The 20,901-nt window shown below is 36.0% G+C and carries 24 protein-coding genes; 13 read left to right on the forward strand and 11 right to left on the reverse strand.

All coding sequences use genetic code 11. From position 1 onward, the window contains the following. Positions 1 to 77 precede the first annotated feature (77 nt). Positions 78 to 1,607: a sodium:solute symporter family protein gene (locus HMPREF2597_RS02215; RefSeq protein WP_002479010.1), complete on the reverse strand. Its 1,530-nt coding sequence runs from the start codon at positions 1,605 to 1,607 to the stop codon at positions 78 to 80. Positions 1,608 to 1,640: 33 nt separating this feature from the next. Next, positions 1,641 to 2,522 carry an N-acetylneuraminate lyase gene (locus tag HMPREF2597_RS02220; RefSeq protein WP_002460695.1) on the reverse strand — a complete coding sequence of 294 codons (882 nt, stop codon included), beginning with the start codon at positions 2,520 to 2,522 and terminating at the stop codon, positions 1,641 to 1,643. Between the two features lie 241 nt (positions 2,523 to 2,763). Between HMPREF2597_RS02220 and HMPREF2597_RS02225 the strand changes: the two genes are divergently transcribed. Continuing rightward, on the forward strand, positions 2,764 to 3,627 hold the full coding sequence (locus HMPREF2597_RS02225; protein ID WP_002460696.1) for an ROK family protein: 864 nt from the start codon (positions 2,764 to 2,766) through the stop codon (positions 3,625 to 3,627). Between the two features lie 95 nt (positions 3,628 to 3,722). Here HMPREF2597_RS02225 and HMPREF2597_RS02230 read toward each other — a convergent pair whose 3' ends face one another. Beyond that, on the reverse strand, positions 3,723 to 4,520 hold the full coding sequence (locus tag HMPREF2597_RS02230) for a MurR/RpiR family transcriptional regulator (RefSeq protein WP_002479011.1): 798 nt from the start codon (positions 4,518 to 4,520) through the stop codon (positions 3,723 to 3,725). Positions 4,521 to 4,686: 166 nt separating this feature from the next. On the opposite strand from HMPREF2597_RS02230, the gene HMPREF2597_RS02235 reads away from it, so the two are divergent. Both HMPREF2597_RS02235 and nagB read left to right on the forward strand, forming a co-directional pair. Then, complete coding sequence (locus HMPREF2597_RS02235; RefSeq protein ID WP_002479012.1) at positions 4,687 to 5,358, forward strand: N-acetylmannosamine-6-phosphate 2-epimerase; 672 nt, start codon at positions 4,687 to 4,689, stop codon at positions 5,356 to 5,358. Positions 5,359 to 5,405: 47 nt separating this feature from the next. Beyond that, the gene (gene nagB / locus HMPREF2597_RS02240; RefSeq protein ID WP_002460700.1) at positions 5,406 to 6,140 is read left to right on the forward strand and encodes a glucosamine-6-phosphate deaminase; all 735 of its coding nucleotides are present in this window, start codon (positions 5,406 to 5,408) and stop codon (positions 6,138 to 6,140) included. A 96-nt stretch (positions 6,141 to 6,236) separates the two neighbouring features. Here nagB and HMPREF2597_RS02245 read toward each other — a convergent pair whose 3' ends face one another. Beyond that, positions 6,237 to 6,482: a hypothetical protein gene (locus tag HMPREF2597_RS02245; RefSeq protein ID WP_002460701.1), complete on the reverse strand. Its 246-nt coding sequence runs from the start codon at positions 6,480 to 6,482 to the stop codon at positions 6,237 to 6,239. 42 nt (positions 6,483 to 6,524) lie between these two features. Next, positions 6,525 to 7,694, reverse strand: a complete 1,170-nt coding sequence (nagA, locus tag HMPREF2597_RS02250; RefSeq protein ID WP_002479013.1) for an N-acetylglucosamine-6-phosphate deacetylase — start codon at positions 7,692 to 7,694, stop codon at positions 6,525 to 6,527. A gap of 259 nt (positions 7,695 to 7,953) precedes the next feature. Between nagA and HMPREF2597_RS02255 the strand changes: the two genes are divergently transcribed. Continuing rightward, a complete protein-coding gene (locus HMPREF2597_RS02255) occupies positions 7,954 to 9,570 on the forward strand; it encodes a BCCT family transporter (RefSeq protein WP_002479014.1) in 1,617 nt (538 codons plus the stop codon). Positions 9,571 to 9,894: 324 nt separating this feature from the next. Here the strand turns inward: HMPREF2597_RS02255 and HMPREF2597_RS12805 are convergent, their stop codons facing one another. Next, positions 9,895 to 10,032 carry a hypothetical protein gene (locus HMPREF2597_RS12805; RefSeq protein WP_012990687.1) on the reverse strand — a complete coding sequence of 46 codons (138 nt, stop codon included), beginning with the start codon at positions 10,030 to 10,032 and terminating at the stop codon, positions 9,895 to 9,897. A gap of 167 nt (positions 10,033 to 10,199) precedes the next feature. Between HMPREF2597_RS12805 and HMPREF2597_RS02260 the strand changes: the two genes are divergently transcribed. After that, a complete protein-coding gene (locus HMPREF2597_RS02260) occupies positions 10,200 to 10,811 on the forward strand; it encodes a hypothetical protein (RefSeq protein ID WP_002479015.1) in 612 nt (203 codons plus the stop codon). A gap of 55 nt (positions 10,812 to 10,866) precedes the next feature. Here HMPREF2597_RS02260 and HMPREF2597_RS02265 read toward each other — a convergent pair whose 3' ends face one another. After that, on the reverse strand, positions 10,867 to 12,057 hold the full coding sequence (locus tag HMPREF2597_RS02265) for an NADH-dependent flavin oxidoreductase (RefSeq protein ID WP_037544317.1): 1,191 nt from the start codon (positions 12,055 to 12,057) through the stop codon (positions 10,867 to 10,869). A 238-nt stretch (positions 12,058 to 12,295) separates the two neighbouring features. On the opposite strand from HMPREF2597_RS02265, the gene HMPREF2597_RS02270 reads away from it, so the two are divergent. The 8 genes from HMPREF2597_RS02270 (at position 12,296) to HMPREF2597_RS02305 (ending at position 17,396) form a co-directional block, all read left to right on the forward strand. After that, positions 12,296 to 13,300, forward strand: a complete 1,005-nt coding sequence (locus HMPREF2597_RS02270; protein WP_012990686.1) for an LLM class flavin-dependent oxidoreductase — start codon at positions 12,296 to 12,298, stop codon at positions 13,298 to 13,300. A 21-nt stretch (positions 13,301 to 13,321) separates the two neighbouring features. Beyond that, positions 13,322 to 13,654: a glycine cleavage system H family protein gene (locus tag HMPREF2597_RS02275; protein WP_070817137.1), complete on the forward strand. Its 333-nt coding sequence runs from the start codon at positions 13,322 to 13,324 to the stop codon at positions 13,652 to 13,654. Then, positions 13,655 to 14,452, forward strand: coding sequence for a protein-ADP-ribose hydrolase (locus tag HMPREF2597_RS02280; protein ID WP_002479018.1), 798 nt, complete (start codon positions 13,655 to 13,657; stop codon positions 14,450 to 14,452). Then, positions 14,442 to 15,332 carry an SIR2 family NAD-dependent protein deacylase gene (locus HMPREF2597_RS02285; protein ID WP_002479019.1) on the forward strand — a complete coding sequence of 297 codons (891 nt, stop codon included), beginning with the start codon at positions 14,442 to 14,444 and terminating at the stop codon, positions 15,330 to 15,332. The genes HMPREF2597_RS02280 and HMPREF2597_RS02285 overlap by 11 nt, the downstream gene beginning before the upstream one ends. A gap of 11 nt (positions 15,333 to 15,343) precedes the next feature. Then, positions 15,344 to 16,366, forward strand: a complete 1,023-nt coding sequence (locus HMPREF2597_RS02290; protein ID WP_002479020.1) for a lipoate--protein ligase — start codon at positions 15,344 to 15,346, stop codon at positions 16,364 to 16,366. Positions 16,367 to 16,623: 257 nt separating this feature from the next. Continuing rightward, positions 16,624 to 16,965 carry a hypothetical protein gene (locus HMPREF2597_RS02295; RefSeq protein WP_002460715.1) on the forward strand — a complete coding sequence of 114 codons (342 nt, stop codon included), beginning with the start codon at positions 16,624 to 16,626 and terminating at the stop codon, positions 16,963 to 16,965. Positions 16,966 to 16,977: 12 nt separating this feature from the next. Beyond that, the gene (locus HMPREF2597_RS02300) at positions 16,978 to 17,169 is read left to right on the forward strand and encodes a helix-turn-helix transcriptional regulator (RefSeq protein WP_002460717.1); all 192 of its coding nucleotides are present in this window, start codon (positions 16,978 to 16,980) and stop codon (positions 17,167 to 17,169) included. A 17-nt stretch (positions 17,170 to 17,186) separates the two neighbouring features. Continuing rightward, positions 17,187 to 17,396: a hypothetical protein gene (locus HMPREF2597_RS02305; RefSeq protein ID WP_002479021.1), complete on the forward strand. Its 210-nt coding sequence runs from the start codon at positions 17,187 to 17,189 to the stop codon at positions 17,394 to 17,396. Here HMPREF2597_RS02305 and HMPREF2597_RS02310 read toward each other — a convergent pair. From HMPREF2597_RS02310 to potE, 4 genes are all read right to left on the reverse strand, one after another. Beyond that, entirely contained in the window at positions 17,381 to 17,824 is a 444-nt protein-coding gene (locus HMPREF2597_RS02310; protein ID WP_014533201.1) for a 6-pyruvoyl trahydropterin synthase family protein, read from the reverse strand. The two genes, HMPREF2597_RS02305 and HMPREF2597_RS02310, sit on opposite strands and share 16 nt — an antisense overlap. Before the next feature lie 112 nt (positions 17,825 to 17,936). Next, complete coding sequence (locus tag HMPREF2597_RS02315) at positions 17,937 to 18,323, reverse strand: hypothetical protein (protein ID WP_002479023.1); 387 nt, start codon at positions 18,321 to 18,323, stop codon at positions 17,937 to 17,939. A gap of 173 nt (positions 18,324 to 18,496) precedes the next feature. After that, positions 18,497 to 19,417 carry a cation diffusion facilitator family transporter gene (locus HMPREF2597_RS02320; protein WP_002460722.1) on the reverse strand — a complete coding sequence of 307 codons (921 nt, stop codon included), beginning with the start codon at positions 19,415 to 19,417 and terminating at the stop codon, positions 18,497 to 18,499. A gap of 148 nt (positions 19,418 to 19,565) precedes the next feature. Beyond that, complete coding sequence (potE, locus tag HMPREF2597_RS02325; RefSeq protein ID WP_002460723.1) at positions 19,566 to 20,894, reverse strand: putrescine-ornithine antiporter; 1,329 nt, start codon at positions 20,892 to 20,894, stop codon at positions 19,566 to 19,568. Positions 20,895 to 20,901 lie beyond the last annotated feature (7 nt).

A 20,901-nucleotide genomic window follows, 5' to 3' on the forward strand; every position in this document is an offset into this window, starting at 1 on the left:
CAATTCATCTGAGCGCTATTTTTCTGAGATGCATGTCCAAGACTGTTTTTATCTTTTATTAAACTACTGCTATAAAATTATTTATTTGCAACTTTAGATACATAGTTTGAAGGCTTGTCTTTATCATAAATTGTTAATCCTGTAATATCCTTTGCATATTTAGCTGGAACAACTAAACTGATAAGATATCCAAAAATAAAGGCTATCATAAATGATATAATTGATACATAAAATGGCGAATTGCCTCCACCTATGCCATTAAAGAAATACGCGAAGATTACACCTGAAATAAGTCCAACGAACACTCCAAATGTATTTGCACGCTTTGTAAAGATACCTACCGCAAAGATACCAGCAAGTGGTACACCAAAAAGACCTGTTACTAATAAGAAGAGATCCCATAAGTTATTTGAATCTGCTGCGATTAAATACATAGAGATACCATAACTAAGCAAGCCAGCTATAATAATGACGATACGTGCAAAATTAACTTCGTCCTTGTCACGTCCTTTACCAAAGAAACGATGTTTAATATCTTCTGATATACACGCTGAAATTGAATTCAAACTTGATGAAATTGTAGATTGCGCAGCTGCAAAAATTGCGGCAATCAATAGACCACCTACAAAAGGTGGCATTTCAGTTAAAATGAAATACGGTACAACTGAAGAGGTATTAAATCCCTTAGGTAAGCTATCTTGATGTTGATAAAATGAATACATCATTGTGCCCATACCATAGAAAATAGGTGCAGAAATAAGCGCTAATACACCGTTTGTCCACAATGACTTTTTCGTTTCTTCCATTGAATCTGAAGCTTGATAACGTTGAACAACATCTTGACTAGCTGTGTATTGATGTAAGTTATTAAAAATATTTCCCAGGAAAATAATAGGAATCGATGCTGCTGCAGAATTCCATTTCCAGTTATCTGCACTCATAATCTTTTTATTAGCAATCGCATCATGAATGATCGTGCCAAAACCACCTTTAATTTCAAAGGCGCCTATTAAAATAATCATTAAAGCGCCACCCAATAGAATTACACCTTGGATAAAGTCACTCCATACTACCCCTTCAAATCCACCTAAAAACGTATATAAAATACATAATATTCCTACTAAGCTCGCTACTAAAAATGGATTCATATCTGATACAGATGTAATGGCTAGTGTTGGTAAATAAATCACAATTGCAATACGTCCTAAATGGAAAATGACAAAAAGTAATGAGCCAATAACGCGAACACTTGGTCCAAAGCGCGCTTCTAAATATTCATACGCTGACGTGACTTTTAACTTTTTGAAAAATGGTACGTAAAATGCAATTAAAATAGGTATAATTGCTACAATTGCTATGTTTCCTGCAATATATGCCCAATCCGTTAAAAATGCTTTTTCAGGTGTAGACATAAATGTAATCGCACTTAACGTTGTTGCATAAATAGAAAAGCCAACTGCCCAAGACGGTAAACGACCACTAGCCGTAAAGAAACTATCTGTGCTTTGACTGGCACGTTTAGTAAAATAAGCTCCTACAGCTAACATAATCAATAAATACAGTAGAACTGCGACCCAGTTCCAAAATCCAAATCCTATTTGCTGCATTCACAACACCTCTTAATTTTCAATATTTTGTTTTTACAAGTTGTATTTATTAATTAAGTTGTCTAATGTGGCACGATGCGCTTCATTGAATGGCGCAAATGGGCGTTTTGGCAAACCACCATCGATACCACGCGTTTTTAATATTTCTTTTAAAGTTGGATAAATACCCATCGCTAACACGTTTTGAATAATATCGTTTGTTTCATGTTGAATTTTATACGCTTCTGATACATTGCCTTGTTGCGCTAATTCAAAGATTTGACGCGCGCGACGTCCATTTACGTTATATGTTGATCCTATCGCACCATCTACTCCGGATACCGTTGCTTGAACAAGCATTTCATCAAATCCCGATAATATTAATTTATTTGGAAAGGCTTTACGAATACGTTCTAGTAAGAAGAAATTAGGTGCTGTGTATTTCACACCAATCACTTTGTCATGATTAAAGAGTTCCCCAAATTGTTCAATACTAATATTGACACCCGTTAAGTCTGGAATCGCGTATATAATCATGTTATTTTGTGTTGCCTCGATAATGTCGAAATAATATTGTTTAATTTCTTCAAAGCTAAATGGATAGTAAAATGGCGTAACGGCTGATAATGCATCATAACCTAATTCTGTTGCATATTGTCCCAATTCAATTGCTTCATTTAAATCTAATGAACCTACTTGAGCAATTAGTTTTGCTTTATCGCCAACCGCTTCTTTTGCTAATCTGAAAATTTGTTTCTTTTGTTCTTTACTAATTAAAAAGTTTTCTCCTGAACTACCATTTACATATAAACCATCTAAACCTTCTGTTTCAATGGCATTGCGTGCAATTTGTTTTAGTCCCTCTTCTTTAACTTGTCCCTGTTCATCAAATGGAACAAGCAGCGCTGCAAATATGCCTTTCAAGTTGTTATCCATTGTTTATCACTCCAATTTCATTGTTATTCATTCAAAGTTTATTTAGATAATAAATAGACTTAACCATTAACCCAACTTTTACATTAAAATTGTAAACGCTTTCTAATAAGGTTACAATATGTTTTGAAACGTTTTAACATTTTTGTCTTAATTTTATGAAAAATATTTTCAAAACATTAAATATTGTTCTAACTACGAACAACTGTTTATATAATGTTAATTGATAAAGGAGGAATAATAGATGTATAAAATTGCGGTAGACATTGGTGGTACCAATATTAAAATTGCCGTATTTAATACGGACTTAGATATGCTGGCACATGAATCTATAAAAACACCTGATAATAAGAAAACGTTAATCATTGATACGGTTCATGACTTAATTGCTAAGTATATTCAACATTATCAGCTAGAACGTCCACATATTGGTATTTCAACGGCTGGTGTAGTTGACACTGAACGAAAAGCAATTATTTACGCTGGTCCTACAATTGCAAATTACAATGGTACTGATTTCCAACAACATTTGGGAGATTTGTCTGATCATATTACAGTACATAATGATGTTGATGCAGCGTTGTTAGGAGAACTTGTATTACATAAGTATCCAGAAAGCCATATTTTCTGTTTAACATTAGGCACTGGTATTGGAGGTGCGTTTTACACACAACAACATGGCTTATATACAGGGGCGCGTTATCACGCAAATGAAATTGGCTACTTACTTTACCGTTCAAGCGATGGTTTAACTTATGAGCAACGGGCTTCAACATCTGCTTTGAAAGCGTTAATTAAAGCATACGGCTTAGATGCAAACATCAGCGTTCCTGCACTTTTTGACCTTGCAGAAGCTGACGACAAGCAATCTGTCCAACTGCTTAATGATTGGGGAAATGCTGTTGCTGAGGGAATTGCGCAAATACAAATCATCTATGATCCAGATTTAATCTTAATTGGTGGTGGTATTTCCTCACAAGGTGACAGGCTTATTCAATATATCGAACCCCATATTCAGCACTATTTACCCCATGGCTACGGAGGCGCTCGACTTCAAACAACACGCACGAAAAACCATGCTGCTTTGTATGGTGCACTTGTTGAATGATAAAGGGAGCAGGACTACGAATTCATTATGAATTCTGTCCCGCTCCCTTATCAATTGGTTCTAGTAATGATGTACCAATCTTTAGCTTATAATCACTATTTACCTAATATTGTCTGTCGTGTATGCTGATAAAGTTGATTCATATGGGGATCGTTTAATAGGAGATAACTGACAATATCCATTAAAAAGAAAGTGGCAATTTGCGTATTAATAAATTGAGAATCATTAATTCGAGATTGATCCGTAGTAATCAGTACTAAGTCTGCCTTTTCAGTAATACTACTACCTTCATAATTCGTTATAACCGCAACATATGCGCCTTGATCATGTGCAATCGCTGCTGCTTCAATTAATTCTATCGTCTCTCCACTATTAGAAATAGCAACAAACATATCTTGCGCTGACAATAAGGACGCCGATATTTTCATCTGATGCGCATCTGTGGACACCATTCCTTTTAAGCCCATACGCATCGTTCGATAATAAAATTCGCTGGCTGTTAACCCAGAACTACCTAAACCAGCATAGTTAATTTGACGTCTTGTTTTTAAATTATGCGCAAAGCGTTTAATCTTTTCCTCAGAAATAAATTCCCCTGTCTGTTGTATAATACGTTGGTGATAACGGTGAATTTGTTGTACTAGTGGCGCATTTTCGACTATTTTTTCAGATTTTTCATGTTGTACACTAAATTTCATATCTTGAAAGTTATCATAGCCTAACTTATTACTGAAACGTGTAATAGTGGCCGGAGACGTACCAATGGCATAAGCAAGAGAATTAATAGTAGAAAAGCGATCATCTAATTCTTGTTCTTGAATAAATGTGACAATTTTGCGATCCATTTTTGTTAGTATGTGCCGACTACGTTGTACTCTATTATCAAATTTCATCATCCTCAGTCCTTTATTCGTATTAACTTGAGTGTAGACTATTTGAAAATCTTTTTCAAAAGTTAAATTTAAATTGATAAAAAATTTCTTAATGATATGATGATATTAACCAATCATTCTAGACCTATCTTTTACAAATTAAACAAAAGTAATTGGAGTGTTTAACATGTTACCACAAGGATTAATTGTTTCTTGCCAAGCTTTACCTGATGAACCATTACATTCATCATTTATTATGTCTAAGATGGCTTTAGCCGCTTATCAAGGAGGCGCAGTTGGCATCAGAGCCAACACTAAAGAAGATATACTCGCGATAAAGCGCGAAGTCAATTTACCAGTTATTGGTATTGTTAAACGAGATTATGCCAATTCGGATGTCTTTATTACCGCAACGTCTAAGGAAGTCGATGAATTGATCGCTAGTGGCTGTGACGTTATTGCGTTAGATGCGACGAAACAAACTCGCCCAAAAGAAACGCTGTCAGAATTAGTTGACTATATTCGACAACATGCACCAAACGTAGAAATTATGGCAGATATTTCGACATTAGACGAAGCTCAGCAAGCAGATAAGTTAGGATTTGATTATATTGGCACAACATTAAGAGGCTATACCTCATATACTAAAGGCCATATTTTATACGAAAATGAATTTGCTTTTTTAAAGGATGTACTGAATTCAGTTTCAGCCAAAGTTATAGCTGAAGGCAATGTCATCACACCAGAAATGTATAAACAAGTGAGTGATTTAGGCGTTTATTGTACTGTCGTTGGCGGTGCAATCACTCGACCAAAACAAATTACCGAACGCTTTATTAAAGCGATAGCTGAAGATTAATTTACACATTTATTTTAAAATTGAATGTCATTGGAGGTGTTTCAAATATGAGAATTTTAAATCTTGGAGACCAGCAAACAGCTAGTCGCTACGTCGCTATAGAATTAATTAAATTACTCCAAGATAAACCTGACGCAATATTAGGTTTAGCAACAGGAGCTACGATGACAAGCGTTTATCCATATTTCACTGATCTATTAGATTTAAATCACATAGATGTCTCTCAAGTGCACACATTTAACCTCGATGAGTATGTTGGTTTAGACGCACATCATGAGCACAGTTATCATCACTATATGCATGAACGCTTATTTGACAACTATTCTGGCTGGAATAAAGCGTTCATCCATATCCCAAATGGTGCGGCAGACAATCTTGAAAGCGAAGCATTGCGCTATGAAACATTATTACAATCGGTTGGTCAACGTGATATTCAACTGTTAGGTATTGGTCAAAATGGGCACATTGGCTTTAATGAGCCAGGAACACCTTTTGATAGTCACACCCGCGTCGTTAATTTGACGACATCCACGATTCAAGCTAATAGTGTGCATTTCTCTAAGTTAGCAGATGTTCCTAAACAAGCCATATCTATGGGTCTAGATAACATCACACGCGCGAAACGTATTATACTATTAGCGTTTGGTGACAAGAAACATGATGCCCTACAAAGATTGATAGATGGACATATTACTGAAGATTTACCTGCGTCTATTTTACATCAACATGAACGTGTAGATGTGATTGTTGATAACGCGCTTTATCAATCATTAAACATTTAGTTGACCAAAATACACTAAATAACATACTATAAAAGCCATTCTGTGTAGTTAACGTTTCTACATAGAATGGCTTTATATTCCGGTTTGATATTTGACTTATTTATATTCAAATAATTTTAAGATAAATAGTGCTATTAAACTAATAAGAATACAGATACCACATGCTGATACAAAAATAATTTCAGTTTCTTGCCAGGCCATCTCAAAGACAACGCCTGCTTTAGTTATGATGCTATTAGAGATAAAGTTGACAATCGCCAAAGCAATAATCGCTAATGTTGCAGCTAATAACAGCATATTAAAGAAAAAGATAGCATTAGGAAATCTATAATTACTTTGCATATAATACGCCTCCTAAATTTTTTTATTATGGTCTTAATTTATCTATTCCCCAAGTGAACGGTATCGATGCATACAACCTGCTTTGATTGTTGTTAATACTTGAATATCATCATCAACAATAACTAAGTCAGCGTCTTTACCTACTGCTATACTACCCTTTTGATCATCAATTTTTAACGCGATTGCCTGATTTAAACTGGCTACGCGCCACACTTGGTCTAGTCCTTGTCCAGTAAAGGTCATCACATTTTTCAGTCCATCATTCATTTTCAAAATACTTCCAGCTAAAGATCCTGATGCTAGACGCGCTTCTGACCCTTTAACGATAACATTTTGACCGCCTAGGTCGTATTCTCCATCAGACATGCCTTTAGCACGCATGGCATCAGTAATAAGATAGAAATGTTCATGTCCTTTGAGTTGATACGCAAGTTTAACCGCTGTTGGATGTGAATGAATACCATCAACAATCACTTCCGTATTTAATCCTGAATTGGTCCATGCTGCGCCGAAAACTCCTGGCTTGCGATGCTCAAAGCCTGTCGCTGCATTGTATAAGTGTGTAATATGTTTCGCACCACATGTGACTGCCTCATTCGTTTGATCAAAATCCGCAACAGTATGACCTATTGAGAAAATAATATCATGATGTAGTGCAGCTAATGTCTCTTGTGCACCTTCCACTTCCGGTGCAAAGGTGATCACTTTAATTAAACCTTGCGCACTTTGTTGAAATTGTTGAATTTTATCCACGGAAGGTCGTTGCACATATTGTGGATTTTGTGCTCCCACTTTATGTTCTGAAATAAATGGCCCTTCTAAATGTATTCCCACAATTTCTGCTGCAGTTCCTTGTTGTTGTTCTTGATGATACTTAGCAATATTAGCTAAAGCTTTAATGATATTTTCATCAGACTGTGTCATTGTAGTTGCTAAGAAACTTGTCGTTCCTTCTGACAATAAATTTTCAGCTAAATGTTTTAACCCTTCATATGATGCATCCATGGCATCAGCACCATATCCCCCATGAATGTGAATATCAATAAATCCTGGTAGGACGTGCTGACCTTGTGCATCAACCGTTTCTAACATACCATCATATTTACCTGATTCGATTTGCTCAATACGTCCATCATTAATCACAACATATCCATGCTCAATCACTTGCTGTTCTGTGTAAATCTTCCCGTTAATTAGCGCATATTTAGACATACGATCCCTTCTTTTCTGTGTATAATGATTGTCTTATAACGCCTTTATTATATCATTTCAGACTCTGCTCTCCCATGCTTCTTGAAAAATGAAAAATCTTTTCATTATTAGATGTTTCACCATTGTCCATATATGATTGTGTTACTTTTTTCACCACAGCATTTGTAGTTAAAATCCATAAATTTTTGAATTATTTTAAAACTTATGGTTATACTTTTAACGACAATAAATTTAAACAAAGGGATGACTAAACAGCTCCATGTCTGACAAAAGGAAGAAAAATAACAATTTTGTTTATGCATTTTCCGTACTTATCATTTTAATCATCACTGCAATTGCCGGCTTATTTCCAAAAGCATTTGGATCACGGGCACAAGCAATTTATAATTTTTTGACTAATTCGTTTGGCTGGCTATTTTTACTAATTATCTTTATTCTCGACGTCTTTTTGATTTCCCTCGCTGTTTCACGTTATGGTCGCTTCAAGCTGGGAGATAATGATGAAGCGCCTGAATTTTCCACTATTTCATGGATTGGTATGCTATTTTCTGCTGGCTTAGGTGTTGGTATTGTCTTTTGGGGTGTAGCCGAACCATTGACGCACTATTTACATTCACCTTTTCCTGGGAAGATTACCAGTGAATCTGCATCATCTGCACGGCTAGCTATGGGATATACGTTCTTTCATTGGGGAATCTCTCAATGGTCTATATTTGCGATTGCCGGTTTAATAGTAGCATTCTTTCAATTTAGAAAAAAACGCAACGGACTCATTTCCACCGCAATGGAACCTGTCTTTGGTGAAGCTTATAAACGTCCATTTCGCAATATTATTGATATTTTAGCTATTATTGCCACTGTCATGGGTATTGCAACCTCAATTGGTCTTGGAATTTTACAGATTGGTGGCGGCCTTAACTATGTATTCCATATTCCAAATACAAATGTAACTAAGATAGGAATTACAATTTTAATGGTGTGTATCTTCTTAGGCTCTGCTTTAACCGGCTTAAATAGAGGCGTAAAATGGTTGAGCAATATCAACATTGGGTTAGGCGCACTGTTACTTATCTTTATGCTTATATTTGGTGATTTAAAATTTATTGTAGAATCTTATACGCTTGCGATTGGCGATTATATCACGCATTTTGTTGAATATAGTCTCCGTATTAATCCGTATCAAGGGGATAATTCTTGGGTGCAAAAATGGACCGTCTTTTATTGGGCCTGGGTTATTTCTTGGTCCCCATTTATTGGTGGTTTCGTGGCTCGTGTTTCTCGTGGGCGCACAATCCGCGAATTTGTCGTAGGGGTTCTGCTCGTGCCACCTTTAATTTCATTTTCATGGATAGCTGGCTTTGGCGGGACAGCATTAAAAATAGCACTTGGCGGTGATCCGATTGCTAATGTAGTCGATAAAGATTATACTGTAGCATTATTTGAGTTACTGTCTAAGTTCCCGATTAGCGACATCACTAGTGCCCTAGCCATTACCTTAATCTTTATCTTCATCGTTACTAGTGCGGATTCCACCACACATATCGTTGCTAGCATGGCCACAGGTGGTAAAGAAAATCCAAAAGTTAAACATAAAGTTATTTGGGGTTTATTAATCGGTGCTATATCGGTTGCTATGACGATTGCCGGGGGTTTAACAAGTTTACAATCTGCAGCCGTCGTTACTGGTTTGCCTTTTTCTATTATTTTGCTGTTAATGATTTTTTCTTTAATGCGTGCATTACGCAGAGAGCATACGAAACACTTTGCCATGACATATATTAATGATGATAAAGATTACACGATTAGCTTAGAAGAACGTGAAGATCAACAAGATAAACAACATGATTCTACAAACAATATAAATAAAAAGAAATAGCATAAAGGGAGCAGAACTGAACTCATTATGAATTCCTAGTCCTGCCTCGGCAAGTTGATTGGATTGAAATAAGCTTGGTATAAGCATATTTTCAATCCACTCAACTACTGCCAATATATCGTTCATAGTCTCAAACTGGTCAATGTTGTTAGTATAGGTATTGATCTGCAAAAAGGCTACAGTCGTCAAGATTGAATTAGATTTAGGCACTATATCTTGAATCTAATCTGATAAAGTGCATGATATCGCTACAAGCGCCATAGCAATGGCTATTGAAAATGCGATATCTAATAATTGGATTTGTTGTGGCTGCCAATAAGCTTGTTATGTTTCAGGTGTTGCCTCAGCACCATAATCTGATTTAAATATTCGAAGTACCCATGGCAGCCCATCTAATGATGCCATAATAGCCACCCACGTATCATCTTTCACAATCAATGTCGCTATCTTAACAGAAAACAATTATCGTTGTTGCCCTCAAACATCCACTAATTCTTATTGTTCATTGTAAATCTTCATATTTTTAAACACTCAAAAAAAGAAACTGATTATTTCTCTCCCAAAAAAAGTCTTTTTTATGCGATAATTATATATAAGATTAATTTTAGATAGAAATTGGAGTGACGAAGATGTCCGCAGATATATTAACTACTGATGTATTACAAGCGCGTCTAAATTTGATGCCTCAAATACACGATGAATTGGAAGCACAAATTAAAGAACAACTGCAAGGTCAAAATCGTAAAGATATCGCTCATATTAAAGAAGCAACAATCGTTTTAATTAAGTTACATATTACAAAAATGATTAAAAATCAAGCACGTTATGGTGAAACAAGTACTAATGATAATCACTTACACTTTATCGAAGGCCGTCATGCCTACCAACTATTTTATGCATTAGATAGTTCAATGCATGTAGAAGAATTAGAATTATCAGAAGACTTATTGGCTAAATATGATGCTGATATCGAACGATTATTAAATGTGCGTGGACAATTGACACCATTTATTAACGTAGCTATCGAAACATTCGATTCTTTTTCTGAAGATTTAGATCTCACTATTGAATATCTTTTCAAAACATATCCTGACATTTTAACAATGGTACAAGATAAGGAGTTTAGATTGCATAAATTTGATTCACTCATTGAAGAGGCTTTTAAACAATTAGCCACTACACATCAATACGGTGACTTTGGCACAGCGATGGCTCAAGCATCAATTGTAGATACACCATAACAATATAGGGAGCGGGACTACGAATTCACAACGAATTCTGCCCCGCTCCTTATTGTTAATCGTCATAATTTTGTTCTAATTTACGTAGTTCATCTCTTGTTTTCAAAGCTAATCCTTCACCATAATCCATCATTTTCACAATATCTTTAAAAGCTGCATGCGGAATAGCTAATTCCTCTAAATCATCTTGAGTGATGTGTAAATCAATACATTCAGGCTGCCCTGCTGCAAGTTTTGTCACAAAGTCAGGTTCTGTGACAAACGGTGACGACATACCCACCATATCTGCTTGTCGCATCGCATCTAATGCACTTTCTACCGAGTTAATTCCACCACTCGCAATCATAGGTAAACGCCCACTCAAATGATCATATACAACTTGATTGACACGTTTTCCAAAGTGTTGCCCTGGTGTACGGCTTGTATTTTGATAGATGTGTCGACCCCAACTAGCAATAGCTAAATAGTGAATATTGGCAACATCCATGACCCAGTCTAAGTGTTGATTAAATTCATCAATGGTATACCCTAGATCACTTCCACGTGTTTCCTCAGGTGTAGCCCTATAGCCAAGAATAAAATCAGCAGGTGCTTGTTGATCAATCACATTTTGAACAGCTTGCATGACTTGTAATCCAAAACGCGCACGGTTTTCTAAGGAATCTACCCCATAGTCATCATGTCGTTGATTTGAAAAAGTAGAAAAAAACGTTTGTATTAATAGACGTTGTGCAACTGATATTTCTACACCATCAAAGCCTGCTTGAATAGCACGAGATGTAGCATCAGCATATTGTTGAATCACATCTTTAATCTTCTCTTGAGACATTTCTATTACTTTATGAGGTGTTGGAGAATGCAGTGACATCGGGCTAGGTCCATATACTTCACCAAAATTTCGAATCGCTTGATTGGAAAAACGTCCTGCATGTGCCAATTGAATAATCGCTTTATTGCCATCTTGTTTCATGACTTGGGCTAGCTTTTTCAACCCAGGAATACATGTATCATCTGAGATATTAAAACCATACTCAAAGAGCTGACCATAAGGCTCAATATAAGCAGCACCAGTCACTTGAAGTCCAGCTGATCCCGCCCGTCTTTCAGCATAGCGCAAATCTTCTTGAGTAATATGTCCATCATGCGTCGATGAATTTGTCGTCATTGGTGACAACACGAAACGGTTGTTCAATTGTACGCCGTTAGGTAGCGTGATAGGTTGCAATAATGGTGTGTAATCTTCCATGTCAGTGTCATCTTCTTTCATCTGCTTATTAACATCAACGTATCACGACCGCTTAAAATTAGCAATTTAATCACACTTCTTAAATAGTTTTTACTAATGCATTTGACCACTTTGAACCAAATAAACCACATAAAAATATGTTGTTGTAAACTGAAATTTAGCAATACATAACAAAAACCGTTAAAATAAAATTGGGGAAATAATTGGGGAATGATAAAACAGTAATGGAGATGAGTTTTTGGTAGAACTAAATGTGTTAGATTATGCGATGATAGATGAAGGGAAAAATGCTGAGCAGGCACTTCACGATACAATACGCTTGGCACAACTGGCAGATCGACTACGCTTTAAACGTTTTTGGATAACAGAGCATCATAACGTGCCAGCTTTTGCTTGCAGTAGTCCAGAATTATTGATGATGCACATTTTGGGTAAAACATCCCACATTAAAGTAGGCTCAGGTGGTATTATGTTGCCTCATTATAGTCCTTACAAAGTCGCCGAAAATTTTCGCATGTTAGAAGCATTTTATCCTGGACGCGTCGATCTTGGCATTGGCAATAATCCTGGTACACCTGCCGTGAAACGTGCAATGGACGAGGATAAATCTGAATATCTTGATTATCAACAAAGTATCGTGGATCTTCGTCATTACTTAACAAATCAGCAAAGTGAGCAGCGCTTTTCTAGCGTCATGGCACAACCAAACATATCACATCATCCTGATATGTGGCTATTAAGCATTAGCCAACGTTCAGCTAAAATGGCTGCACAGCAAGGTATGGGGTTTGCTGTTGGTACATTTTTATTGCCAGATACAGATAGCATACGTGCCACACAACATAGCATCGCTGCTTATCGCCAGCATTTTGAAATTACATCATTACAGATGTCACCAAGTGTTATGTTAACCGTGTTTGTCATTGTAACTGACACTGAGAAAGAAGCTACACGATTATTACAAGCACTAGATGTATGGTTATTAGGAAAACGTTATTTTGCTGAGTTCGAACGTTTTCCATCTTATGAGACTGCATTACAATATCAACCAACTGCGCGAGATAAAGCACGCATGCAAGCATCTCATTCTAAAATTTTAGCTGGAACCATCACACAAGTAACACCAAAACTCGACGCCATGATTCAAGACTTTCAAGCTGATGAAGTCTTAGTGGTACCTCTCCTACCAAATATAGAAAACCGCTGTCGCACGCTAGAATTACTTGCACAAGCATATCTATAATTAAAGAAAGGAAGTATATATATGGCTAAATTAGCAAACTATCTATTAGTACAAAAAGAAGGAAACCAATATGTCTATTATATGACACCAGAACTTCAAGATGATATTGGTACTGTGGGTTATGTTGAATTCATGACTGCAAACGATGTCGCTAAAAACGATGAAATTGTAAGTATTGAAGCTTCAAAAACGGTGTTAGATGTCCAAACGCCTCTTGCCGGCACAATTGTGGCATGCAATACAAAAGCTGAAGACGAACCAACGATTTTAAACTCAGAAAAACCAGAAGACAATTGGTTAGTCAAATTAGAAAATGTAGATGAAGATGCGTATAACGCATTACCAGAGGCATAAATGTTACAAACACAGAGTAAACGTCTCGCTTATTTAACACATTATTTATGGCAAGAAGCACATGGTTCAGAACCGTTAAACTACCCTACTGACTCCACAGCACAATGGGAATTATATCGTGGCTTAGCCAATGTCAGACCACCAGAACCTATTTCTCAAGAATATTTAGATATTCAAGATGCTTATCTTTCAGCATTATCAACTGAACGACAGCCCATTCATATGGATGCGTTAACACCTGTAGAGAATCAACAGTTATATGTGTGGCAAGGTGATATTACACGTCTGGCTGTTGATGGGATTGTCAATGCTGCTAACAGTAGCCTCTTAGGTTGTATGCAAGCCAATCATGATTGTATAGATAACATAATCCATACAAAAGCAGGCGTTCAACTTCGTCTTGATTGTGCACAAATCATCAAACAACAAGGTCGTAAAGAAGGTATAGGTAAGGCTAAAATCACACCGGCGTATAACTTGCCTTGCCGTTATGTCTTGCACACTGTCGGTCCACAAATACGTAAATATCCTGTTTCGCAAATGAATAAAGAACTGTTAGCGCGCTGTTATACATCTTGCTTAGAATTAGCTGAACAGCACGGTTTACAACATATAGCTTTTTGTTGCATTGCGACAGGTGTATTCGGCTTTCCACAAGAAGAAGCTTGCCATATCGCGATTAAGACCGTTTCGGATTATTTAACAACACATCCATCATCAATAAAGGTTATTTTTAATGTCTTTACTGATAAAGATGCACAACTTTATACGGAGGTGCTTCAGACTCATGAGTCATAATAAATGGGCAGCACTCCAACTTGCTCGCGAAGACGCTGCACAAGTCGATATACTACTACGCGCTATCTATGAAGCAGATGCAGTCGTTGTCGGTATTGGCGCTGGTATGTCGGCAGCTGATGGCTTTACCTATATAGGTGAACGTTTTACACAAAACTTTCCAGATTTTATCGAAAAATATGGTTTCTTTGATATGTTACAAGCCAGTCTACATCCCTTTGATAGTTGGCAGGAATACTGGGCATTCGAAAGTCGTTTTGTTGTTTTAAATTATTTGGATCAGCCGGTCGGAGCATCATATCTTGCTTTAAAATCATTATTAGCGCAAAAAGCGTATCATATTATTACAACTAATGCAGATAATGCTTTTTTAGCAGCAGACTATGATTTAAATAAAGTATTTCATATTCAAGGCGAATATATTTTATGGCAATGCAGCCAGTATTGTCATGCAAAGACCTATCGTGATGATGATGCTATTCGTCAGATGGTAGCTGAACAACAAGATATGAAAATTCCTTGGACATTGATTCCACATTGTCCAAAATGTGATGCGCCTATGGAAATTAACAAACGTAAAGCACAAGTTGGCATGGTTGAAGATGCTGATTTTCATGCACAGCTCGAACGGTATAATGCCTTTTTAGCTGAACATCAACATGGCAAAATCTTATACCTTGAAATTGGTATCGGTTATACGACACCACAATTTGTGAAACATCCGTTTCAGCGCATGACACGTCACAATCCAGATGCCCTTTTTATGACTTTAAATAAAAAAGCTTATCGTATTCCACAAAATATTAAAGCGCGAACCATTCATTTGAATGAAGACATTGCTACATTAATGACAACTGCACAGCAGAAAATGAACAACTAGGAGCTAAAATTATGTATTTAATTGAACCCATCCGCAATGGAAAATATATCGCTGATGGTGCGGTTAACCTTGCCATGCAAGTTTATGTAAATCAGCATATTTTTTTAGATGAAGATATTCTATTACCATACTACTGTGACCCTAAAATTGAAATTGGACGTTTCCAAAATACTGCCATCGAAATCAATCAAGAATACGTTGATAAGCATGGCATTCAAGTAGTACGTCGAGATACTGGAGGCGGTGCCGTTTACGTTGATAAAGGTGCTGTAAATGTGTGCTGCATCCTTGAACAAGATACGTCAATTTATGGAGACTTCCAACGTTTCTATCGTCCAGCAATCAAAGCATTGCATCATCTTGGTGCCACCGATGTCATCCAAAGTGGACGCAATGATTTAACACTCCATGGCAAAAAAATTTCTGGCGCCGCTATGACAGTAATCAACAACCGTATTTATGGTGGTTACTCTCTACTGCTCGACGTTGATTACGATGCCATGGTGCAATCATTAAATCCAAATCGCAAAAAAATTGAGTCCAAAGGCATTAAATCCGTACGTGCTCGCGTGGGTAATATTAGGGATTCACTTGCCCCTGAGTATCAAGACATCACCATTCAAGCGTTCAAAGACCTTATTATTAAACAAATTATGGGCATCGATGACATTTCAGATGCCAAACGCTATACATTAACCGACGAAGATTGGGCTGGTATTGATCAACTCGTTGCTGACAAATACGCAAATTGGGAGTGGAATTATGGACATTCTCCGCGTTATGAATATAATCGCAATGCGCGTTTTGCTTGTGGTACCATTGATATTTCACTTTCAGTAACACAAAATCGTATCTCAGGTTGTAGTATTTTTGGCGATTTCTTTGGACAAGGCGATATTCATGATGTTGAAACACATCTAGTAGGTACACGAATGGTTAAACAGGATTTAATCGCTCGCTTAGAAGATATTGATTTAAATTATTACTTTGGATCATTATCAGCAGAAGAATTAACACAACTCATTTTAAGCTAGTTACCTAAAACGTCTCGGACATCGTCATGTTTTAGGCTATGAACTCTATATTGGCACAGTAGTTGACAATTGAAAATACGCTTATCCCAAGCTTTTTTCAACCCGAGTCAACCTTTCCAGGGCGGGACTTCGAATTCACAATAAATGCTGCCCCGCTCTTTTTTTATTATTTAAAATGTAAAAAGTATTTGACATTCTAAATTTCAGTTGTTATGGTGTTTATGTAAAAAACTTTTGACATTTTGAGGTGTAATACAATGAAAATCTTAGCATATATCGGTTTCTTTATATTTTCAGTATCATGGAGTATCGTCACCACTGCATTGTTGCCAGCAGAGAGCGTCGATGGTCGTAAAAAAGACGATACCAAATACGATGAACGACAACGGCGGATGTTCCTAGAAATATTTGCACGCACATTTGTGTGGATAGTTTATATAATGCTATCTTCAGTATTTTTGCGTTTATTTGGTATATACAAGAAAGTTTCAGAATCACTTTTTATATTTAAAGATTATCCAGAATTACTATACATCTTATTGGGCCTGTTATTTTTAGTCATGAATTACTTTTCTGTAAAAAAGAAATATACCACTTAGGATGCGTGATATATGAAAAATAAAATTAAAGCCTATCGTAAAAAAATAGGCATGTCTCAAGAAACGTTAAGCAAAAACGTCAACGTTTCGCGCCAAACAATTAATGCTATCGAGAATAATAAATATGATCCCACATTAATGTTAGCGTTTAAACTTGCAAAGCAGTTTGATACAACCGTTGACGATTTATTTAGCACAAAGTAAAGCAAAGGATGATTCAAATGTTAAAAAAGCAAGATGAAATGGAACGTCATCACTTTAGTATCGCAAGTAAATGGACAATTGGTTATTTCTTTATTGCTTTATTCATCTACAGTGTATACACCAAGATAACAACAGGGCAATTCGATATCATTTGGCTTATTTTAATGGTTGGTCTTGTACTGTTTTGGGGTATTTTAACATGGCATAAATATCACACACGTTTATAGTTTAATCGTGAGTCCAATATAACACTATGCTGCGCCGTTTCTGCTAGCTCGAGCCGACATATATGATGCCCTGATGGCAGGTGGTGCTTGAATTGCTCCCAAAACCAGTTAGCGATATTTTCAGCTGTTGTATTCATTGAAATCAATGTATTATTGATAAGCTGACCATCCAATTTAGGATGAATATATTGATAATCTATCTCGTCAATATCAAAGAAATCAATAGCTAACCCGTATGCATTAACTGGAGACTGGATATCTATCGTTAACCTATATTCATGATCAATCAAATCTCGATAATGATGTGCGTCAAAATAAATACGATTATCAGCTGTAAACTGATAATAACTGCGAACAACGATGTCTTGCTGACTACCATATTTAAATTGTTGTGGCAATTGTACTTCACTGATATCGTTATACATCATCTGTTCCTCCTTTTATAAATAAGTTCCTCCAATTAAGAATATAAAAAATCATCTGATATAATCATTTATATACTCAGATGATTTTTTATACTTATCTAGCTGTTTACAGACGCTATCGATCTGTTTTATTTTGTAGTTTATTTTTCAAAAAGTTATTGTCGAAAAGTACGCTTAAGAAATTCAATACGATTTCACGTTCTTTCTTGTTTTTAAAAGCTATCGTGGCATTAAATTCAAATTGATTATCCCCATAAATCAATTCAACAACGGCACTCATAAACTTATCAGATAAGGTATATCCTTTAATATTGCGTATAATAATTTCCTTAAAAAAGTGTTCCTTATTTGAAATAATAACAATATGTCGTCTACTTAAAATCAATGTCGATTCGACAAATGTTTTCTTGCCATTTTGATTATAGACATACTTTACTTTTGTATTATATAGTTGTGCTTCTGTCCCAAATTTCTTATTATATAACTCCATATCTGCATTCATGTGTGGCACCTCCAAAATAATTATTATCATCCCCGAAATAAGTTCTTTCATATAAGTAACAAAAAAAGTGCGATTCATTCTATTTAATAATGAAAAAGGCACACAAGGTTATCTCAAACCTCATGTGCCATATCATTTGTCTTATCAAACGTGATGCATCAACAAATCAAATCCTAATTCAATTGTCTTAAATAATACTGTTCCGTAAATGAAATATTCAACCACTTATCATAGTTTGTAAAAGCCTCATTTATATTATGAATCAGCTCATCACGATAGACATCTGCTTGTTCAATCGTTCTAATTGCTGATTTGGAATCTACAATATTTTGTAAATCTATATAAATCGCTTGTCCCATTTTAGAAATTCTTAAATCTTCTTCACGAATATTATATTTTAAGTTTAATTCTTTAACAATCGTAAAAATTTCATATTGAACTTCTTCAGATGCTGACATAGAAATAAGTTCCTTACCATTATTGTATAGTAATCGAATTGGCATTGTAATCAGGATAATCCCTGCAAGTAACACCATTCCTGGGTCAATGTAAGGAATGAGCCATGCAAGTGGCGTGTATTTTAAAACAAACATTAACACAAAGCCAAATACTAAACCAAAACTAACTACAGTATCGAGTAACCACTGCAACATTTCAGCATAAATAAGATCTGAACGTTTACGGTTGCGTGACAACATTAAACACACTAGACCACAGCCTACAAATGAGAAAATACCATAGAACAAACCAATGTTTGCATTGATATCTCTCCCGCCTTGTAGAATCGCATAAACTGATGATACTAATGATAAGATACATAATAACAACATGATTGATGAGTTAAAGATAATGGTAAGAGGTTGAAACACATATTTACCAAACGGAAAAGACTCATGATTCGGTTTCTTGATTGCTATAGATGTAAATAAAGAAAGTGAAGAAATTAATAAGCTAAGCACTGCATACAGACCGTCAAGTAACACCATGTCACTGTTTGATACGATACCTAAAAAGATACCTACCACGGAAAAGATCAGTGCACCTATCGTAGAAATGACTAATATTCTACTCACAGAATGATCTGCTTTTTTCATTTTTATCTAGTCCTTTTACATATTTACACCTATTATTTTACACCTAAATTCAAATAAAACAATCCCATAGCCGTGTTGCGAGAGGTTTGAGAATACAGCTAATGGGATTGTTAAGGAAAGAATATTCACGTTTTTTAAGCTATCTTAATTATTTTGTAATATTTTCATGAGGTTTGTTTACGTCAAATCTATAGGAAATCAATCCATAAAGTGTCCATCCGGCAAACGTTACTATTGCACCGTAGTAAACTGCGATACCACCAGAAGAGTAGATTGCATATAATGTGTAAAGTCCTGCAATGACTGCAATAAAGTTTGTCCACTTCATGCCTTTAGCAGACACACTACCTGCTTCTTTCTGCATCGTCTTAATACTTGCCATAGTAAGAACGTATGGCACAGCGTTCGTTACAACGGCCAAGTTAACTAAAATGGTAAATTGTTTAGATAATGATGGACTAATTGTCATTAATGAAATTAGTGTTTGTAAACATGTAATTATCAACATACCAATTAATGGTGTACCATTACCAATTGTTTTAGCGAATACTTTAGGGAAGTATTTTTCAACTGCAGACGTTCTAAACACTTCTGCAATTGTAAATTGCCAACCAATTAATGAACCGAAACATGAAATAATCATTAATCCGATTACAATGCTACCTACTGTTGGGTTAAACATATGACTAAATGCTAAACCGAATGGTGCATTTGAATGTGCTAAATCTTTAATTGGTGAAATACCTAAAATAACGTTTGTAGAAATAATGTACATTACCGCAGCACCGATTGTACCACCCATAACGGCAATTGGTACGTTTTTCTTAGGATTATCTACAGCATCACTATTTGCTGCTGCTGACTCTAAACCTAAGAATGCCCATAAGGTAATTGAAATTGATTTACCCATACCTTCGAAGAATCCAAAGTGATGTGGGTTCCATGATGATGCGAAGTTACTTCCACTGAACCAGAACCATCCAATAATACTGATGAATACAACTGGAAGAATAACGCCCCATACAGTAAATGAACTGATTTTACCAGTGATGCTTGCACCACCAAAGTTTAATGATGTTGCTACCCATAACGCTAAAATTGTCCATAACGCTGTAGCAACTGGTGACATATGGATGTGAAGTAATTCAGCTGTATAACCTACTGCTGAAATAGCGATGGCAGCATTGGCAATTACCAACGAAAGACCATACGTATAGTTAGTTAAGAATGCTCCGGCTTTACCGAATGAGTATTCTGCATAACCACCCATTCCTCCACCTTTTGAGCTGTATAAACCTGCTCTAGCAAAGATGAAAGCAAGCATTACTGCTCCAACTGTTGTCACAATCCATGAAAGGATTGACATTGTACCTACTTGTGCGAGGTTCGTCGGTAACATGATAATACCTGAACCCATCATGTTAACAGCCGTAACGATTGTTAACTGAGTCACACTCATTTTTTTCTTTTGAGCCATGTTCGTT

Origin of the sequence: Staphylococcus sp. HMSC063A07 (genome assembly GCF_001836955.1) — a bacterium.
Lineage (GTDB): Bacteria > Bacillota > Bacilli > Staphylococcales > Staphylococcaceae > Staphylococcus > Staphylococcus lugdunensis.

Excerpts from the sequence above, each read along its gene's own strand:
- HMPREF2597_RS02265 (WP_037544317.1), bottom strand. The coding sequence starts at position 12,057 with ATGGAAGATTACACACCATTATTGCAACCTATCACGCTACCTAACGGC.
- HMPREF2597_RS02285 (WP_002479019.1), top strand. The coding sequence starts at position 14,442 with ATGAGTCATAATAAATGGGCAGCACTCCAACTTGCTCGCGAAGACGCT.
- HMPREF2597_RS02255 (WP_002479014.1), top strand. The coding sequence starts at position 7,954 with ATGTCTGACAAAAGGAAGAAAAATAACAATTTTGTTTATGCATTTTCC.
- HMPREF2597_RS02275 (WP_070817137.1), top strand. The coding sequence starts at position 13,322 with ATGGCTAAATTAGCAAACTATCTATTAGTACAAAAAGAAGGAAACCAA.
- HMPREF2597_RS02235 (WP_002479012.1), top strand. The coding sequence starts at position 4,687 with ATGTTACCACAAGGATTAATTGTTTCTTGCCAAGCTTTACCTGATGAA.
- HMPREF2597_RS02220 (WP_002460695.1), bottom strand. The coding sequence starts at position 2,522 with ATGGATAACAACTTGAAAGGCATATTTGCAGCGCTGCTTGTTCCATTT.
- HMPREF2597_RS02245 (WP_002460701.1), bottom strand. The coding sequence starts at position 6,482 with ATGCAAAGTAATTATAGATTTCCTAATGCTATCTTTTTCTTTAATATG.
- HMPREF2597_RS02290 (WP_002479020.1), top strand. The coding sequence starts at position 15,344 with ATGTATTTAATTGAACCCATCCGCAATGGAAAATATATCGCTGATGGT.
- HMPREF2597_RS02230 (WP_002479011.1), bottom strand. The coding sequence starts at position 4,520 with ATGAAATTTGATAATAGAGTACAACGTAGTCGGCACATACTAACAAAA.
- nagA (WP_002479013.1), bottom strand. The coding sequence starts at position 7,694 with ATGTCTAAATATGCGCTAATTAACGGGAAGATTTACACAGAACAGCAA.
- potE (WP_002460723.1), bottom strand. The coding sequence starts at position 20,894 with ATGGCTCAAAAGAAAAAAATGAGTGTGACTCAGTTAACAATCGTTACG.
- HMPREF2597_RS02215 (WP_002479010.1), bottom strand. The coding sequence starts at position 1,607 with ATGCAGCAAATAGGATTTGGATTTTGGAACTGGGTCGCAGTTCTACTG.
- HMPREF2597_RS02315 (WP_002479023.1), bottom strand. The coding sequence starts at position 18,323 with ATGAATGCAGATATGGAGTTATATAATAAGAAATTTGGGACAGAAGCA.
- nagB (WP_002460700.1), top strand. The coding sequence starts at position 5,406 with ATGAGAATTTTAAATCTTGGAGACCAGCAAACAGCTAGTCGCTACGTC.
- HMPREF2597_RS02300 (WP_002460717.1), top strand. The coding sequence starts at position 16,978 with ATGAAAAATAAAATTAAAGCCTATCGTAAAAAAATAGGCATGTCTCAA.
- HMPREF2597_RS02320 (WP_002460722.1), bottom strand. The coding sequence starts at position 19,417 with ATGAAAAAAGCAGATCATTCTGTGAGTAGAATATTAGTCATTTCTACG.
- HMPREF2597_RS02295 (WP_002460715.1), top strand. The coding sequence starts at position 16,624 with ATGAAAATCTTAGCATATATCGGTTTCTTTATATTTTCAGTATCATGG.
- HMPREF2597_RS02305 (WP_002479021.1), top strand. The coding sequence starts at position 17,187 with ATGTTAAAAAAGCAAGATGAAATGGAACGTCATCACTTTAGTATCGCA.
- HMPREF2597_RS02260 (WP_002479015.1), top strand. The coding sequence starts at position 10,200 with ATGTCCGCAGATATATTAACTACTGATGTATTACAAGCGCGTCTAAAT.
- HMPREF2597_RS02310 (WP_014533201.1), bottom strand. The coding sequence starts at position 17,824 with ATGATGTATAACGATATCAGTGAAGTACAATTGCCACAACAATTTAAA.
- HMPREF2597_RS02280 (WP_002479018.1), top strand. The coding sequence starts at position 13,655 with ATGTTACAAACACAGAGTAAACGTCTCGCTTATTTAACACATTATTTA.
- HMPREF2597_RS02225 (WP_002460696.1), top strand. The coding sequence starts at position 2,764 with ATGTATAAAATTGCGGTAGACATTGGTGGTACCAATATTAAAATTGCC.